The organism is Nostoc sp. ATCC 53789 (assembly GCF_009873495.1).
In the GTDB taxonomy this organism is placed as follows: Bacteria; Cyanobacteriota; Cyanobacteriia; order Cyanobacteriales; family Nostocaceae; genus Nostoc; species Nostoc muscorum_A.
This window is the reverse complement of the sequence record NZ_CP046703.1, coordinates 6396378-6415026: the sequence shown is the minus strand read 5'-3', so window position 1 is coordinate 6415026 and position 18649 is coordinate 6396378. Positions and strand designations below refer to the sequence as shown.

General features: G+C 43.2%; 15 protein-coding genes. 11 read left to right on the top strand and 4 right to left on the bottom strand.

Annotated features, from left to right (window positions below; translation table 11 throughout):
• Positions 1-284 precede the first annotated feature (284 nt).
• From surE to GJB62_RS26485, 10 genes are all read left to right on the top strand, one after another.
• Entirely contained in the window at positions 285-1091 is an 807-nt protein-coding gene (gene surE, locus GJB62_RS26530) for a 5'/3'-nucleotidase SurE (RefSeq protein WP_114084774.1), read from the top strand.
• A 278-nt stretch (positions 1092-1369) separates the two neighbouring features.
• Positions 1370-2266: an MBL fold metallo-hydrolase gene (locus GJB62_RS26525; RefSeq protein ID WP_114084775.1), complete on the top strand. Its 897-nt coding sequence runs from the start codon at positions 1370-1372 to the stop codon at positions 2264-2266.
• A 369-nt stretch (positions 2267-2635) separates the two neighbouring features.
• Entirely contained in the window at positions 2636-3715 is a 1080-nt protein-coding gene (locus GJB62_RS26520; RefSeq protein WP_114084776.1) for a bifunctional riboflavin kinase/FAD synthetase, read from the top strand.
• Positions 3716-3795: 80 nt separating this feature from the next.
• Positions 3796-4704, top strand: coding sequence for a MoxR family ATPase (locus GJB62_RS26515; protein ID WP_114084777.1), 909 nt, complete (start codon positions 3796-3798; stop codon positions 4702-4704).
• Between the two features lie 508 nt (positions 4705-5212).
• Positions 5213-5824: a diheme cytochrome c gene (locus GJB62_RS26510; RefSeq protein ID WP_245246017.1), complete on the top strand. Its 612-nt coding sequence runs from the start codon at positions 5213-5215 to the stop codon at positions 5822-5824.
• 363 nt (positions 5825-6187) lie between these two features.
• Positions 6188-8980, top strand: a complete 2793-nt coding sequence (secA, locus tag GJB62_RS26505) for a preprotein translocase subunit SecA (protein WP_114084778.1) — start codon at positions 6188-6190, stop codon at positions 8978-8980.
• A gap of 301 nt (positions 8981-9281) precedes the next feature.
• On the top strand, positions 9282-9473 hold the full coding sequence (locus GJB62_RS26500; RefSeq protein WP_114084779.1) for a hypothetical protein: 192 nt from the start codon (positions 9282-9284) through the stop codon (positions 9471-9473).
• Positions 9466-9807 (top strand): type II toxin-antitoxin system PemK/MazF family toxin, encoded by a 342-nt coding sequence (locus GJB62_RS26495; protein WP_114084780.1) that lies wholly within the window; start codon positions 9466-9468, stop codon positions 9805-9807. Before GJB62_RS26500 ends, GJB62_RS26495 begins: the two co-directional genes overlap by 8 nt.
• Before the next feature lie 66 nt (positions 9808-9873).
• Positions 9874-10206 (top strand): low molecular weight protein tyrosine phosphatase family protein, encoded by a 333-nt coding sequence (locus tag GJB62_RS26490; RefSeq protein WP_114084781.1) that lies wholly within the window; start codon positions 9874-9876, stop codon positions 10204-10206.
• Positions 10203-10886: a class I SAM-dependent methyltransferase gene (locus GJB62_RS26485; RefSeq protein WP_114084782.1), complete on the top strand. Its 684-nt coding sequence runs from the start codon at positions 10203-10205 to the stop codon at positions 10884-10886. The genes GJB62_RS26490 and GJB62_RS26485 overlap by 4 nt, the downstream gene beginning before the upstream one ends.
• Before the next feature lie 37 nt (positions 10887-10923).
• Here the strand turns inward: GJB62_RS26485 and GJB62_RS26480 are convergent, their stop codons facing one another.
• From GJB62_RS26480 to GJB62_RS26465, 4 genes are all read right to left on the bottom strand, one after another.
• Positions 10924-11367 carry a hypothetical protein gene (locus tag GJB62_RS26480; protein WP_114084783.1) on the bottom strand — a complete coding sequence of 148 codons (444 nt, stop codon included), beginning with the start codon at positions 11365-11367 and terminating at the stop codon, positions 10924-10926.
• 188 nt (positions 11368-11555) lie between these two features.
• Positions 11556-14108: a penicillin acylase family protein gene (locus GJB62_RS26475; RefSeq protein WP_181852921.1), complete on the bottom strand. Its 2553-nt coding sequence runs from the start codon at positions 14106-14108 to the stop codon at positions 11556-11558.
• A 289-nt stretch (positions 14109-14397) separates the two neighbouring features.
• Complete coding sequence (locus GJB62_RS26470; protein WP_114084784.1) at positions 14398-16086, bottom strand: NAD(P)H-quinone oxidoreductase subunit 4; 1689 nt, start codon at positions 16084-16086, stop codon at positions 14398-14400.
• Between the two features lie 125 nt (positions 16087-16211).
• The gene (locus GJB62_RS26465) at positions 16212-16931 is read right to left on the bottom strand and encodes a response regulator transcription factor (RefSeq protein ID WP_114084785.1); all 720 of its coding nucleotides are present in this window, start codon (positions 16929-16931) and stop codon (positions 16212-16214) included.
• A 589-nt stretch (positions 16932-17520) separates the two neighbouring features.
• On the opposite strand from GJB62_RS26465, the gene GJB62_RS26460 reads away from it, so the two are divergent.
• Positions 17521-18615 (top strand): hybrid sensor histidine kinase/response regulator, encoded by a 1095-nt coding sequence (locus GJB62_RS26460; protein WP_114084786.1) that lies wholly within the window; start codon positions 17521-17523, stop codon positions 18613-18615.
• The last annotated feature ends 34 nt before the right edge of the window (positions 18616-18649 follow it).

Genomic DNA, 18649 nt, shown 5'->3' with positions numbered 1-18649 from the left:
CCATTAACATCAGCTAAAGGTGAGGGTTGAAACCAAATCTCTGTTTATCAGTTATAGACGATTGGGCTAGTCTAGCAGGCACGTAAATCCAGGTAACATCTTACTTAACCAGACTTGAGGATTGAGCAACTTGTCTTAAAGGTAGGCAAAATTCCGCCACACTGTCTAGTGAGTATAAATATTTTTTTGCTGCTTGTGACCTCAGACATTGACAAATGGCTAATAACAAATAACTAATAACTAATGACCAATGACTAATGACCAATGACCAATGACTAATGACTATGAAATTACTAATTAGCAACGACGACGGCGTTTCTGCTTTGGGGATTCGTACCCTAGCCAACTACTTGGCAGAAGCAGGTCATGATGTTAGTGTAGTTTGCCCAGATCGAGAGCGATCGGCAACTGGACATGGATTAACTTTACACCAACCCATTCGCGCCGAAATTGTTGAAGGGATTTTTCATCCTGCTATCAAAGCTTGGGCTTGCGATGGTACGCCTTCAGATTGCGTCAAATTGGCGCTGTGGGCTTTGCTAGATACTCCTCCCGATTTGGTTCTCTCTGGCATTAATCAAGGTGCGAATTTGGGAACTGAAATCTTGTATTCTGGAACGGTTTCGGCGGCAATGGAAGGTCTAATTGAAGGTATTCCCAGCGTGGCCCTAAGTCTTATTAGTCACACATCTAAAGACTTTCAACCTGCTGCTAAGTTTGCCAAAGTTCTCGTAGACCAGTTAGCCCAAAAACCTCTACCAGATTTAATGTTGCTCAACGTTAATATTCCTGCTGTCAAGTGGGAAGAAATTGCTGGAGTGACACTTACCCGTCAAGGAGTACGGCGTTACATTGATGTGTTTGATAAACGAGTTGATCCTCGTGGAAAAACGTACTATTGGTTAACCGGAGAGGTAGTTGAGGAGGTGGAACCTCCAACTGGATTAAATCTGCCTCAAAATGTACCGACAGATGTGCAGGTTGTACGTAAAAACTACATCAGTATAACCCCGTTACAATACAATCTAACTTACGCAACTGGACTAGAAAAATTGTCTGATTGGGAATTCAATTTTCCCTCAATCATTTGATATATCAGGATAAAACTGGAGTTATTTAAATGCATCAGAGAAAAATGTAGGCTATAACGTAGGGGCACTCTTGAAATAACCGATACACATTCACCCCAAAAGCTAGAAAATTCTCCCGGAGAGTATTTCATCCACATTTACACAATCAGCCAGAAACAGGGTATGCTGTTTTACCAAGAAATCTTCCCTTTAATACAATCGGTGAGACAGCATAGACTTAGACAATTTAAGTAGTAATTTTTCCAGTTATCGCCCGCTCAGTCCAGCAAGCAACACCCATGTCTAGGATAGAGAATCAATTTACCGTACAATTTTGGGGCGTTCGCGGCAGCATCCCCAGTCCAGGGCCACACACCGTTCGCTACGGCGGTAATACCCCTTGCATATCAATGCAAGCGGGCGATAAACGCTTAGTTTTCGATGCTGGCACAGGACTACATGTTTTAGGGCAATCTTGGTTGCGCCAAATGCCGTTAGAAGGTCACATATTTTTTACTCACTCTCACTGGGATCACATGCAGGGTTTTCCCTTCTTTACCCCAGGATTTGTCAAGGGAAATGACTTTCATATCTACGGCGCGATCGCACCTGATGGCTCGACCATAGAGCAGCGCCTCAACGATCAAATGTTACACCCGAACTTTCCCGTACCCTTGCAGATTATGCAAGCCAATTTAAAGTTCTACGACATTCGACCGGGGCAACCAATCCACATCGATGACGTTACCGTAGAAACAGCACCTTTAAACCATCCAGGAGAAGCCGTAGGATACCGTGTCAACTGGCGTGGTGGTGCTGCTGCTTATATTACTGATACCGAACATTTTCCTGACCGACTCGATGACAATGTGCTGTGGCTAGCTCGTAATGCTGATATTCTGGTTTACGATTCCACCTACACAGATGAAGAATACCACTCCCCAAAAACCCCAAAAATTGGCTGGGGACATTCTACCTGGCAAGAAGCGGTGAAAGTGGCACAAGCTGCTAACGTCAAAACTTTGGTAATTTATCACCACGACCCCGCCCACAATGACGATTTTTTGGATTGTGTAGGGCAACAAGCCTCTGAGAAATTTCCCGGTGCTATTATGGCACGGGAAGGAATGGTACTTCAGATTCCTACTTCAGTAGCCTTATCAGAATCTTTTCCTGTTAGTAAGTTTTCTACTTAAAGATTGCGATCGCAGGAATTGGAGATTTTAGATTAGATTGGTGATCAGAAGCTTTCAGCAGTCATTGGTCATTGGTCACTTGTACAGAGTTTCGACTGCGCGGAAATCGAGCGTTCGCGTAGCGTCTCCGTTAGGAGAAGTCGAGATTCAACTACCGCGAATGCGAGTGCGTCTCGTAGAAAAGCCATTGGCGGAGCCTCTCGTAGAGAAGTATTGGTTATTAGTCATTGGTTATTTACAAAAGACAAATGACAAAAGACAAATGACAAAAGACAAGTTGGTACTAGAAAAGCTGTCCTCCTGTCGGCGGTTTACCATAAGGTAGCTTCATGCTGATAGCTAAAATAAACCTAAAATCTCAGAATCCACGTGCTAAATTTGTCTCAAAATGGGTGTTCTGTGTGGGTTGCTTCTTCTAGCGAAGGGCTGCTAACGCCGACTGCTGTTGCCCTTGGCAAGTTTGATGGTGTTCATCTTGGTCATCAAAGGGTAATTCAACCAGTCTTGCACCCTAGCGATCGCTTGTCAGTAGCCAGTAGTCCCCAGTCAAAGGAAAATCAACAACTAACAAATCAAGAATATACCTACTCAACAGTTGTCACCTTTGACCCCCATCCACAGGAGTTTTTCACGGGGCAACCCCGGACTTTGTTAACGCCACTGGATGAAAAAGTCCAACAATTGCGATCGCTTGGGGTAGAACAACTAGTATTACTACCCTTTGACAAAGAATTATCTGCTTTGACACCCGAAGAATTCGTCCAAAAAATTCTCGTCCAGCAACTGCAATGCCAGCGAATTAGCATCGGGCAGGATTTTTGTTTTGGCGAAAAACGCAGTGGCACTGCTAAAGATTTGCAATTAATCGCCGCCAAACACAATATCCCCGTTACCATCGTTCCCTTACAAACTTATACAGGTGACTCGCCCACCCAAAGTAGTTGCCTCAGTACTAATCCAACCCAAGATGCCCGCATTAGCACTTCATTGATCCGCCAAACCCTTGAGCAAGGCGACATCGAAAACGCAAATTTACTACTAGGTCGCCCCTATACTCTCTTTGGTGTTGTAGTTCAAGGTCAACAATTGGGTAGAACAATTGGCTTTCCCACCGCCAATCTCCAACTACCAAAAGAAAAGTTTTTGCCCCGCCAAGGAGTTTACGCTGTCCGTGTTTTTACTCTTAGTGAAACATCAGATGCTGCTTCTAGTGAAAGCTTGGGCGTAATGAACATCGGCAACCGCCCAACTGTAAATGGTACTTATTCATCTGCGGAAGTACATTTATTCGATTGGTCTGGTGATTTGTATGGCAAAAAACTGGCTGTGGAACTAGTTAAATTTTTGCGCCCTGAACAAAAATTTGCTTCTCTAGAAGCCTTAAAAACACAAATTCAACTCGATTGTGTTGTTGCTAAAGAAATTTTGAGTGCTGAGTGGGAACAATAGATAGGGCATGGGGCATGGGTTATTAATTCATCTTCCCAATTCCCAATGCCCAATTCCCCATTCCCCACTCCCCCCGCTGCATGAGAGAAAAAATTGACGCTTTAACACAAAATCTGGCTCTTACCATTGTTGGCAAAGCTGAGGCAATACGCTTAGTGCTAGTAGCCTTGCTAGGTGGTGGTCATGCCCTGCTAGAAGATGTTCCTGGTGTTGGTAAAACCCTACTCGCTAAATCTCTAGCTCGTTCACTGGATGGTAAGTTTCAACGCCTACAATGTACCCCTGATTTACTGCCAACTGATATTACTGGCACTAACATCTGGAACCCAAAAAGCGGCGAATTTACTTTTCTTCCTGGGCCAGTCTTTACCAATATTCTCTTAGCTGACGAAATTAACCGCGCTACACCTCGCACTCAGTCAGCTTTGCTGGAAGTTATGGAAGAACATCAGGTAACAGTCGATGGTGTCTCTCGTCCAGTTCCCCAGCCCTTCTTTGTCATCGCTACTCAAAACCCGATCGAGTATCAAGGTACTTTTCCCCTGCCGGAAGCGCAAATGGATCGGTTCATGTTGTCGCTAAGTTTGGGCTATCCTTCGGAGGCAGAAGAACTCCTTATGCTGCAAAATCTCCAAAATGGTGTGAAGGTTGCTGATTTGCAGCCTTGTATTACCTTGGCAGAAGTACAGGAATTGCGTTACATCTGCTCTCAAGTAAAAGTAACAACTTCCTTGCAACAGTACATCCTCGAATTGGTACGGGCAACACGCCAAGATGAAGAAATTGCTCTTGGTGTCAGTCCGCGTGGCACATTAGCATTACAACGGGCTGCCCAAGCGCTTGCTTTTCTATTAGGGCGTGATTATGCTATTCCCGATGATGTGAAGTTTCTCGTTCCTCACGTTCTTTGCCATCGCCTTATTCCTAGAGGAGGACGCAACGCTAGAACTGTTGTTGAGCGATTATTGCGATCGGTTTCTATTCCTTAAGGTAAAAAAGGTAAATAAGGGTTGTTTCTCAATCTTGGTCTAATTGTTTTCTCTTGAAATACTACTAACAGAACCTGAAATCCAATGCAACCCTTTATTAAAAGAAGGGATAGACTTAAATTCCCTTCTCTTGCTTGGATTTCAAATGTTAGGATTTCCTACAAAATAAGATAGAAAACAAATGAGTGAGTTATGAAGCAGGATTGATGCAGAAACTACAAGTATTTTGCTATTGACGATTTATTCCAGGTCGGATCGAGAAGATATTAGCGCAAATAAAATCTAAGATATTTTGGCTGATTTTTCTATTGAGTCAGGTTAAAACCGCCAAGATATTTTTCGTTACATAGTCAGTGGTGTGCCACTGTGATTAATCTTAAGAGATGTATAAACGCAGAGCTACTTGCCATTACTAAAACTACTTATACAAAATTTGAAACACTGTCAATACTGCGTAAGTCTTATGATTAGCACAAGCGCCACTTCTAAATATCTGGGAATGTGAGGAATGTCAATTTTTGTTAAGCGCAAAAACCGCGATGAGCTACGCTCCGCCCGAAGCGATGCCTACGGCGGGCTACACCAACGCCAAGGGTTACAGCAAAGTGCCGAACGTGAATTCAAACGCCAATTTTTCGGTTTACTTCTGGTAATTGTAACGTGGAGCCTAGCTATGGGTTGGCTTCTAGCCTTGGCAACTAACGCTCACAGCGCTACTCCCCCCGTCGAAATTGGCACTGTTGACGTAGTACCTGCACAGTACCAACTGGGGCAAGAACTGTATTTGGAAAACTGCTCCACCTGCCACATTGCCTTACCACCAGCCGTTTTACCCACCCAAACTTGGAAAAATCTCCTGCAAGACTCGCAGCACTACGGCGCACAACTAAAGCCTTTGGTCGATCCGCCGCGCATTTTGGTGTGGAAATATCTTTCAACTTTCTCGCGTGTGCAGCGAGACGACGAAGAAACACCTTATCGCCTCAGTAACTCACGTTATTTCAAAGCTTTACATCCAGGAGTTAAGTTACCACGTCCCGTGCAGCTTGGCAGCTGTGTCAGCTGTCATCCCAGCGCTAGCGACTACAATTTCCGCCGCCTGACAGCAGAATGGAAGTGAGGAGTAGAGACGCGATTAATCGTGTCTCTACAGGAGTTAGCCCGGATTTCTCACAATACTGTGGGGAGTGTGGGGGGTAAGACTTCTTCCCCATCCTCCCACACCTCCCACACCTCCCACACTTCCCCCACTCCCTCTCTGGCCCCATCTGGGGGCAAAATGATACTATGAAGAAAGACTAAATATAAGATAAGAGTTAAAACCAATCAGTTTACTAAATGATTGGCTAGTTTTTCTCCTGTTTTTGAGGTAATTCTCATTTGACACCCATCCACAACCAAGACGGTTGGGTTGGGTTAAATGTTTATAATCAATGCCGAACCTTTAATCCCCATCCCCCTTGATTCAGTTCTATAATCTGCCATGCTAAAACTTTTGTTGGGCGACCCCAACGCTCGTAAGCTTAAAAAATACCAACCTTCTGTTACTGAAATTAACCTTTTAGAGGAAGAAATTAAGGTTCTTTCCGATGAGGAGCTAAAAGGTAAAACCGTCGAATTTAAACAACGACTCGCCAAAGGTGAAGCCCTGGATGACCTTTTGCCAGAAGCTTACGCCGTTGTTCGGGAAGCAGGACGGCGAGTGTTAGGCTTGCGGCACTTTGATGTCCAACTCCTTGGCGGTATCATTTTGCACGTAGGGCAAATTGCCGAAATGAAAACTGGTGAGGGTAAAACGCTCGTAGCAACCTTACCAAGTTATTTAAATGCCTTGACTGGTAAAGGTGTACACGTCATTACCGTGAACGATTACCTGGCTCGTCGGGATGCTGAATGGATGGGACAGGTGCATCGGTTCTTGGGGTTGAGTGTGGGGCTAATCCAGTCAAGCATGACTCCCAGTGAACGCCAGAAAAACTACGATTGCGATATCACTTATGTCACCAACAGCGAAGTCGGCTTTGACTACCTGCGGGATAACATGGCGACATCAATGGCAGATGTGGTGCAACGTCCGTTCAATTATTGCGTAATTGACGAGGTAGACTCGATTTTAATTGATGAGGCGCGGACACCTCTGATTATTTCTGGGCAGGTGGAAAGACCTACAGAAAAGTATCTGCAAGCTGCTGAAATAGCATTCACACTCAAAAAAGACGAGCATTATGATGTAGATGAAAAAGCTCGTAACGTGCTATTGACAGATGAAGGCTTTGCGGAAGCCGAAAATCTTTTGGGAGTCACAGATTTATTTGACCCGGAAGATCCTTGGGCACACTTCGTTTTCAATGCGATTAAAGCTAAAGAACTTTTCCTGAAGGATGTAAATTACATCGTCCGCAATGGGGAAGTAGTAATTGTAGATGAATTTACTGGTCGGGTATTACCTGGACGGCGTTGGAGTGATGGACTACACCAAGCTATTGAAGCCAAAGAACACGAAGAGATTCAGCCAGAAACTCAAACTCTAGCGACAATTACTTATCAAAATATGTTCTTGCTGTATCCAAAACTCGGTGGAATGACCGGAACAGCAAAAACGGAAGAACCAGAATTTGAAAAAATTTACAAACTGGAAGTTGCGGTAATTCCTACCAACCGTGACAGAAGACGCGAAGACTTGTCTGATATGGTCTTTAAGACAGAAGCAGGTAAGTGGGGTGCGATCGCCAAAGAATGTGCCGAAATGCACGAACTGGGCAGACCAGTGTTAGTGGGAACCACTAGTGTAGAAAAATCCGAACTTCTCAGTCGGCTGCTGAAACAGCTAGAGGTTCCCCATGAATTACTCAACGCCAGACCGGAGAACGTCGAGCGTGAAGCGGAAATCGTCGCCCAAGCTGGACGCAAAGGTGCTGTCACCATTGCTACTAACATGGCTGGTAGAGGTACAGACATAATCTTGGGTGGTAACTCCGAATATATGGCACGTTTGAAGCTGCGGGAATACTTCATGCCCCGCATCGTCATGCCAGAAGATGAAGATAGCTTTGGCGTTCAAAGACCAGCCGGATTGCCTACAGGACACGGTGGTGGTCAAGGCTTTGTCCCTGGTAAAAAAGTCAAAACTTGGCGGGCTTCACCAGAAATTTTCCCCACCCAGTTAACAAAAGAAACAGAGAAACTACTCAAAGATGCAGTAGAAATTGCAGTCCGAGAGTATGGCGATCGCAGTTTACCGGAACTGGAAGCAGAAGACAAGGTAGCTGTAGCTGCCGAAAAAGCTCCCATCGACGACCCTGTGATTCTGAAATTGCGGGAAGCTTATAACCGGGTTAAGCAGGAATACGAACAATTTACTACCCGCGAACATGATGAGGTAGTGGGAATCGGTGGTTTGCACGTAATTGGTACAGAACGCCACGAATCGCGGCGGATTGATAACCAGTTGCGCGGACGTGCAGGAAGACAAGGCGACCCTGGAACCACGAGATTTTTCCTCAGCTTAGAGGATAACCTACTGCGGATTTTTGGTGGCGATCGCGTTGCTGGGTTAATGAATGCTTTCCAAGTGGAAGAAGATATGCCCATCGAATCTGGGATGCTTACCCGCAGTTTGGAAGGCGCACAGAAAAAAGTCGAAACCTACTACTACGACATCCGTAAGCAGGTATTTGAGTATGACGAGGTGATGAATAATCAACGTCGTGCTATTTACGCTGAACGCCGTCGGGTGTTAGAAGGTCAAGATTTGAAAGAACAGGTCATCAAGTACGCTGAAAAAACGATGGATGACATCGTTGATTACTACATCAACATAGACTTACCCTCCGAAGAGTGGGAGTTAGAAAAGTTGGTTGAGAAAGTCAAAGAATTCGTCTATCTACTAGCAGACTTGCAGCCAAATCAATTAGAAGATATGACAGTCGGCGAGATTAAAGCTTTCCTCCACGAACAGGTGCGAATTGCTTACGACCTCAAAGAAGCCCAAATTGACCAAGTTCAACCCGGACTGATGCGCCAAGCTGAACGTTTCTTTATTTTGCAACGCATTGATACCCTGTGGCGGGAACACCTGCAACAAATGGATGCCTTACGCGAATCAGTGGGGTTACGTGGTTACGGTCAAAAAGACCCGCTAATTGAGTATAAGAGCGAGGGTTACGAACTCTTCTTGGATATGATGGTCAACATCCGCCGAGATGTGGTTTACTCGTTGTTTATGTTCCAACCGCAGCCGCAGCAGATGATGCAGGCTTCGTCTGAGATGGTATAGAAGTTAGAAAAGATATCTCATACAAAGGCGCTAAGATGCAAAGTTTTCTTAGCGCTTTTGCCAAGCTAGCCTATAAAGTAGCTGATACAATATGAATAGCAGTCAAGAGGTCTGACCTTTTCAGATCGCGGAAGCTAGGTCTTCCCTTGACTGATTTTTATTGTCTAAAAATATAAAACAGCCATGTATTTGCTGTATGCAAATGAGTCTGGCACAACGCACCGTCTATAGAGCAATCTCATCTCACAGAACGTTTATATAGGGTCGTGCTATGCTACTGGAGTGTCTAATGAAGAGAGTCATGACTGCTCCAGTTGAAGAATTATTAAGCACCTTTGATCGTTTGCCAGAGTCAGAGAGACTGGAAATAGCTCTGGAGATTTTAAAAAGGGTAAGACATTTGGACTTTCCATGTTTGTCTAATGAAGATTTGGTTTGGAATGCAGAAGAAATTTTTTTGGAGTTAGATCGGCAAGAAGCTTCTGATGAGTAGCCCTAATCGTGGAGAAGTTTGGCTTGTCGATCTTGGCTACACAGCAAAAGTCAGACCATGCTTAATTATCAGTATTCCTGCACTAGAGCAAGATCGAGCGCTAGCAACCCTAATTCCTCATACGACTAGCTCACGCGGTTCAAGATTTGAGGTGGCGTTAAAGGTAAACTTTCTCCGAACAGGAGTGTTTGACGTACAAAATATTATTACAATTCCACATGCAAAGTTACTCCGAAAGTTGGGAGACTTAACACTAGAACAACTAGTTGAAGTTGAAAAAGTATTACTCTTTTGGCTGGGATTAGAAGAGAGAGATTTTGAGAGTGATGAGTAGCAACTTAATATAGATAAAAATCCTGGATTCAAAGGTTTATAAAATACTATCGCTTCATATTAATTAATGAAAAAGCTCTTATTTATCTGTAGCCAGAATAAACTACGAAGTCCCACCGCCGAGGCTATGTTTTCTGAATATGAAGGACTTGAAACAGACTCGGCAGGTTTAGATCGCCATGCTGAAGTACCATTATCAACTGAGGCTATTCGATGGGCTGATATGATATTTGTGATGGAAAAACCTCATAAAAGCAAGCTATCAAAAAATTTTCAGCCTTTTCTTAAAGATAAAAAAATTATCTGTTTAGATATACCAGATGAATATGAGTATATGGAACCAGCTTTAATTGAGTTGTTAAAACAGAAAGTTATACCAATATTAAAAATAAAAAAATGAATATTCAAGAGGCTTTTAATGCTGCCGCAGGAGATTACGATAGCTTACGTCGGATTCTAATTCCCTGTTTTGATGACTTTTACAAAACAGCTGTTGAAATCATCCCAAGCGAGCGCACCGCACCGATAAAGGTTCTAGATTTGGGTGCTGGTACTGGACTTTACTCAGGTATGGTGCAATCTGTTTTCCCAAATGCAGAGTTCACCTTACTAGACTTAGCCCCTGAGATGTTAGAGAAAGCTAAGTTGAGATTTAGCAAAATGGGTAAATCTCCCAAAATCTTAATTGGTGACTACATTGAGACTGATTTGGGTGATTCCTACGACCTGATAATCTCTGCCCTATCTATTCATCATCTTTCTGATTTTGACAAAGAACTTCTTTATCAACGGATTTATGATGTTCTCAATCCTGGAGGGATATTTGTCAACGCTGACCAAGTTATCGGCAAAACCCCTGATTTAGAAGAACTTTATCGTCAACACTGGTTAGATTCTATCCATGCTAAGGGTATCTCAGAAGAAGATTTTAAAGCTGCACAAAAACGCATGGAATACGATCGCATGGCAACCCTTGAGATTCAACTTCACTGGCTAGAAGCGGCTGGATTTAAAAATGTGGATTGCTGGTACAAAAATTTTAGCTTTGCGGTTTTTGGTGGTTATCGACCGACTATTTAAGCACTATTTTTATAATCAAGATTCCATGCAGAATTGATTATTTAGCAGAACAGTAGGTATTAATTTCCTTAACTATTGAACTTTCTTCGGTACTACTTTTTTTCAGAGATACCAAAAAACCCTTTGCTGCTGGTAGATTCTTTTTATCTATAGCTCCTGCGGCATTATTCAATTCCTTGCTGATGTTCTGATAGAGTGTGATAAAGCGCCCTTGAAAACCTTGCAACTTTTCATCTTTAATTTCGAGGGTTTTCATCTCTTGGGCAAGTGGATCTATCTTACCAGCAAGTTCAGTTAAAGCTTTAGAACCTTTTACCGGATTGGGATTTTTACCAAATTCCTGACCTAGAGTAGATGCTTGATTAGCAACCTTGATGACTTTGTTACATTGGGCAACTTTACTTTCTCCACACCCTGCAAATAATAATGCGATCGCAGTGGTGACTGAAAGCATAAAACTTTGTTTAAATACACGTTGCATAAATCCTATTATCTCCAACTAGGTTTTGGGAAAGTTGGGCAGCAGAAATAGATGGCCAGCGAAAATACTTTTTTCTAAAAATAATCTTGATTTCTGTTGCCCTGTTACTTTATACTTCATTTTTTCGACAACGTGTATGTAATTACACTTAAGTAGCAAAATTTAACATTCTATATTCAGGTTGCACTTTATTCTCCCAATTTGGGAATTAACTTCAATGTCGCAGCAGTGTTATCTGTGACATTCTTTTGTTGCGATAACATCTGGTGATATTCAATATTGCGCCAAGAGTCAACCATATCGTTGTAGTGGGTATGGAAAGCATGTCCTGATTGTCCGGGTGTATGAATTGCAACTGAGTTATCCAAATTTCCCAAATCTACGATCATCCGTAGAGAAGGAATATCTGTCACCTCAAAGGATTTATTTGCTCTCCATCGGTTAGCATTAACTGTTTCGCCGTTACCAGCCGTCGCAAATGCACCACGATTAAATAAACCTTCAATCGGTGCAACCCCAGATTTACCCAAGGTGGCATTACGGAAAGTAACAGTATGTAGTTTGCCCCAATTCCAGTTTTTCGGGTCTTTGCTTTGAATCCGTTCTAGTTCATCCACGGCTTCTGTAAAGGATTGCCGCAAGATTTCGTCTCGGTTCTCAACTTTTGGGGTGTTGCGATTATCCCACCAAGAACTATTGGGCTGTTTTACTAAATTTGCTACCACAGCATACCAGCGATCGCCCCCATTGGGAAAGTATCTCTCAGGTAACTGATCGTGAAATGTGTCTCTTAGCAAGTGTTTCCAGAATACTTCAAACAAGGCAGCAGCCGATGATGTCATTCCCAACTGCAAATTCCAATCTTGCAAAAGTTTTTGGGCTGCTTGCAAGCGAGGAGTATCAACAGTGATAGATTGCAGTATCGGTACTAATGTTTGTGCATTAAGATTGCGATCGTCACCCTGTATCTGCTGCACATCTTCTAGAGAAATCGGTTCGGTTTTTTGTGAAATCATCTCAACGATGCGCTGTGCCCGATAGCCATAAACCCAATCTGCGGTAATTAAGTAAGGATATTTACGCATCGCTAAATTATTGGCAGTAGCAATATAGCCTTGAGACGGATTGAAACTTTTGGGTAACTTCTCAAAGTCAATATAGCCTTGCCACTCATATTCATCTGTCCAACCAGGAACGGGATAACGCCCATTTCCCTTGGCTCGGATGGGGAATTTACCAGGCATTTGGTAGCCAATATTGCCATCAACGTCAGCGTAGACCAAATTTTGAGCCGGGACATCATAATTACTAGCAGCAGTGCGGAATTCTTGCCAGTTTTGGGCGCGATTGATTTGGGGAATAGCATACCCTAATTTAGAAGGTTCTAGGGCTGTCCAGCGTAAGGCTATAGCGTAGTTTTGCGGTATTGCTAAAGGCTGACTTGGCTGGAACTCCTTCAGATTGGGTGAAACATCAGAGAGAATCGGCCCATGTCGGGTATAGCGCACCGTTTGCACAATCGGCTGACTACCCGCAACTTGAATCGTTTCTTGCACGAGTTTCATATCAACCCATTTGCCATTTACCTCATACTGATTGGGGTTTTTGGGATTGATTTTCTCGATGTATAAATCCATCACATCAGATAGTACATTAGTTACACCCCAGGCAATGCGATCGCTATGACCGATAATTACCCCAATCATTCCCGCAAAGGAAAAGCCTGTAACGTTGTAGGGACATTCTGCACTCTTAGATATGCAGTGCAAACCAACCTCGTACCATATAGAGGGTATTTGCACACCTAAGTGGGGGTCATTTGCCAAAATTGGCTTACCTGTATCTGTAAGCTCACCGGATATCACCCAGTTATTGGAACCAATGCCTATTCCCGTAGGCCCTATGAGTTGTTCCAAAGCTATCATCGGCTTGGTAATTGACTCTATTACCTCCTCAATACCAAAGGCGGTGAATTGTGTCTCGTCAGAATTTTCATCCTCTCCTGTTTTCCCTTTTTGGAACTCAGGTAAAATCGCTGGTAAGTCTTGAGGATAAGGTGGATAAAGTTCCTCTACTTGAGTGGGAGTAAGGGTTTTAAGTAGTATGGCACGTTCAACTTCACTCTGGAAATTTGTACCCAAATCGTAAGCCATCACCTTCCCCCAAGTCAGAGAATGCAATATTTGCCAAGGTTCTGGCTTATACCCAGGATTGAGGAATTTTAGCACAGCATATTCTAGACTCAGGGCATTACCTTGATGCTCTTTTAGATAAGCATTGACACCATCTGAGTATGCTTCCAGGTATGCCTTCATCTCTGCATTAATTTCCTGAATTTCTTGCTGCGCTACCCTCGCCCAACCCATTGTCCGCAGATATCTATCAGTGTCAACCTGAGAGGAACCAAACATTTCTGAGAGTCGCCCAGAACCAATGTGTCGCCAAAAATCCATTTGCCAAAAACGGTCTTGGGCGTGAATATAACCTTGCGCCATAAATAAATCGTGAGAATTGGCAGCATAAATGTGGGGAATTCCCCATTTATCGCGCTGGACGGTTACTTCAGCTTTGAGTTCAGGTAGTTGAATTGTGCCACTCTCTTGCGGAAAGGATTGGCGCACAGTGTAGGTGGCGAATCCCACTAACAATAGCCCCACCACTAACAGCACAATTAAAGTTCTTTTGAGAATCCGAGGAAACCAACGTTTCCTGAAGTTTTTTATTTGGGCTTGCAGTGGCATTGTTTAGTGAAATCACGCGATGTTACAACGTTGATATTACAGTAGAGCGAGCAATATTGATTTGATGCCCAGAAAATTCTGGGGAAACTCCTCTAAAGAAGTTGGCTGGTTGAAAAAGAGGCAAGGAGAGTAGGGAGCAGGGGACAGGGGAGCAGGGGGCAGAGGGGAAAGGGCATGAAAAAGAGACAAGGAAGAGGTGGGAGACGGAGAGACTTGTTCGGTAAAATTCCCCCTTGTCCCCTTGTCCCCTTGTCCCCCTGCTCCCCTACAAGTCTATTGGTCAAAAAGCTTACTTCAAAGTCCCCAAAACGGGCGCTACCTCAACCTCTGAAATTTGCGGAACCAATAATCGATTAGCATAAATCTGAGGATTTGTTTGCGAGACTATGGCATAAGACTGGCGAAGATTAGCATTGACTGCCACAGTTTTCACGTCGTACATTTGCATCGCCATCTTGGGATAGAAACCAATACCAATAATCATCAGCAGAAAACAGGCAGCGATAAACACTTCACGAGGTCTAGCATCGTCGTAGACTGCATCCTCTGGCACGAAGCAATCTGTACCAAAACAAACTGTTCCCTCATCTTCTTGATTTTCTGAGCCTGCATTATTGATGTCGCATATCAGCGCTGCACCGTCACCATAAAATACCTCTCGTAGCATGGAAAGTAAATAAATAGGTGTGAGGATAACTCCAACTGCGGCGAGAAAAACCGTGACAGTGCAGAAAGTTGAACTGTAAACGTCACTGCTTGTCATGCCAACAAATACCGATAGTTCGCCAGCGAAACCGCTCATACCGGGAAGTGCTAGGGATGCCATTGCTCCGATGGTGAACAGAGCAAAGACTTTGGGCATAGCTTGACCAATGCCACCCATATCTTTCATTACCATTGTGTGGGTGCGATCGTAAGTAACTCCAGCTAAGAAGAACAGCACTGATGCAATTAAACCATGCGAAATCATCTGCAACATCGCACCGTTGATTCCCAAATCAGTGAACGACGCAATCCCAAGCAGCACAAACCCCATGTGGGAAATCGACGAATAAGCCAAACGCCGCTTCATATTCGTCTGAGCAAAGGAGTTTAATGCACCATAGATAATGTTGACAACACCCAGAATGGCTAGAACTGGCGCAAAGTAAATGTGTGCATCGGGGAGTAGTTCAAGATTCAGGCGAATTAGTCCATATCCACCCATCTTTAGCAACACACCAGCCAAAATCATCGATACAGGAGAAGATGCTTCGCCGTGGGCATCAGGCAACCAGGTGTGCATCGGGAAAACAGCAAGCTTGACACCAAATGCAATCAATAACCCTGCATAAATTAGCAGTTGTAGAGTAAGGGGATATTCTTTACTTGCGAGGGCAGTTATATCAAATGTCATATCACCGCCGCCGTATAACCCCATTGCCAAGGCTGCGACCAAAATAAATATAGAAGCAGCTGCGGTATACAACAAAAATTTCGTAGCCGCATAACGCCGTCTTTGCCCACCCCAAATGCAAACTAGTAAGTAGACGGGAATTAGTTCTACTTCCCACATAATGAAAAATAGCAACAAGTCTTTGGCAACGAACACCCCAACCTGTGCAGAATACAGCACCAGCATTAAAAAATAGAAGAGGCGGGGGCGGTGATCGACTTGCCAAGCTGAAAAAATTGAGAGTGTGGTGACAAATCCTGCTAGAAGCACAAGTGGTACTGATAGTCCATCAACTGATACTGCCCAGTTCAGACCCAACTGAGGCATCCAGGCATAACTTTCTACCAATTGAAAACTAGCACTGCTGGCATCGTAATGTTTCCAAAAGGCATAGCACATCAAGGCAAAATCTGCAATACCTACACCCAGTGCATACCACCGCACAAGCTTGCCATCTTTATCAGGCAGCACAGGGATGAGCAAGGAAGCAACGAGTGGCAGCAAGACAATCGCGGTAAGCCAGGGAAATTGATCCGCTATCATGTATATGAGGAAAAATACTTATTTGTTCGTCAATTATGTCATTTTACTAAAGTGTGTAACAATTTCTTAATAAATCTTTTTACAGGTAATCGTTTTGACTAAAAAACAATTACTGTTCAGGATATTTACGGTACTAATCCAGCGCGCAAAGCACGGACGGCAGCCTGTGTACGGTCAGCAACACAGAGTTTATTGAGAATACCTCTAACATGAGTTTTTACAGTACCGACTGTTAAATAGAGCCTTTTAGCAATTTCTGCATTGTCACACCCAGCGACAATCAACTCTAAAACATCCATTTCCCGGTGAGTTAAAGGATAGCTGACTATACTTTTCTCAACATCGGGATCAATACCTTCAATCAAGACTCTTTTTCCAGATGCGCCTCTGCTACCATCAGGGAAATCTTGACGTATTTGTTGTAGTACAAGGTCTGCGATCGCAGGATCAATCCATGAGCTACCTGCATAAGTCGTTTGCACAGCCTCAACTAGTTTCTCAGTTTCGATATCCTTCATGCAATAAGAATCTGCACCTGCTGCAAAAGCGGCTAAAACTGCCTGCTCGCTATTCTGCATCGTTAAAATTAGCAGCTTTGTGGTGTAATCTTCATTCTCTGCTTGATATTGCCTAAATGTGCGTGTTAGCTCAATACCATCCATGTCAGGCAAACCGATATCAATAGTGGCAACATCAGGCTTGAGAGTTTTCAGAAGCTTGATGCCGTCGGCTGCATTGGCTGCTTCACCAACAATGTTAAACTCTGGCTGGGTTTGTAAGGCAGACCGCAAGCCGATTCTTGTAAGGTTGTGATCTTCGATCACGAGGATCTTGATTTCACTCATAGTTGCTTAATTTTACTGTTATCTATCTAGAGTACAGATTAAAATAATCTCGTTCTTCTATTCGGTATCTTATACAAAAAGCAATGCTTTTGGTATTTTTCCTGAACTTCATCTACCATTAGACATAAATAACTTTATCTTGGAAGTTTTTCTTAGGCAAGAGTTTCCATCTGGGAATATAATTCAATCAAAAAACATTTTTATACATTCACCGGATGATAGATGTTTTATGGTAGACAATTTTTCACTGAAAATCCGCTAGCAAGCAAGAGTCGGTAACTATTAAATAATTACCATTGCAGTGGCTATGATAACGTAAATACAATAGATTAAGCGACCTTAACCTAAGACCCAGACACAAATATTGTTTGGAGAAGTAAACGAATAATCTACTCAGTAGAGAATACTAATATTAAACTAATCAATGCTAGGCTTGTGTAGTTAAACAGTATTTTTACTTAGAAAGCAAGATACTCAATTCGGGAAATTTTAAAGGAAAATGTGAATCCTTAATAATTTCAGCGCTGGTAAAGTAAGCTATTACTAGATTTGCTAGGGATAGCCAAGCACTTCTTTTTTTTATTCAGCCATGTCTTTAACTAAAAGTGTCAAAAAAGATAAAATTCTCGCTGTCGATGATGTTTTTGACAATCTACTGGTCTTAGAAGCAGTCCTAGAAGATGAGGGCTATGAAATTAGCTTGGTGGAAGATAGCAAAATTGCTCTGGCTATGGTTGAGGAGTCACCACCAGACATCATTCTCTTAGATGTGATGATGCCGGAGATAGATGGCTATGAATTTACTCGACGCATTCGACAGAATCCGGCGTTGCCATTTATCCCTATTCTGCTGCTAACGGCTCACTATGAGTCTAGCGTTGTGGAAGGACTCGATGCTGGTGCAGATGACTTTATTCGTAAACCATTCGATCCTGATGAACTACATGCGCGAGTGCGATCGCTCCTGCGCCTCAAGCATAGCATCGACGAACGAGATCAGATGGCTAACCTGCGGGCAGATTTTGTCTCGCGTTTTACTCACGATTTACGTATACCGCTAGTAGCCTCCAACCGCGTCTTAAAATTATTGCTGGAAGGCAGGTTTTGCGAAGTTTCGCCACAATTGCAAGAAATCATTGATACCATGATTGGCAGTAATCAAGACCTGCTGGAAATGGTAAATACCTTGCTAGAAGTTTATCGTCATGAAGCGGGCTGTAAAACCTTAAAAATTTCTCCCTGCAATATTGAAGAACTAGTTAGTGAAGTTACCCAAGAATTAACTCCCTTAGCTGAAGAAAAAGGATTAGTTGTAAATATAGAGCGAGATGAAACTGCAAGCACCGTCATGGGCGATCGCTTAGAACTGCGGCGAGTTTTAACAAATATTATCGGCAATGCTATCAAATTTACAGACAAAGGTTCTGTAGATATTCACTGCCATCTCACTCCAGAAGATGTGACTATTGATATCCAAGATACGGGGCCGGGAATTTCTAAACAAGATCAGGCAATATTATTTGAGCGATTTCGCCAAGGTAAACACCAGCGATCTGGTAGCGGTTTGGGACTATATCTATCTCGCTGTATTATCGAAGCACATCAAGGCACAATTGATGTAACATCTGAGCAAGGGCAAGGTAGTACATTTACTATTCGTCTACCTGTAGCAGCCGACAATTAAAAGTGAGGAAATTTTAGAATAAAAAATAGTGTTC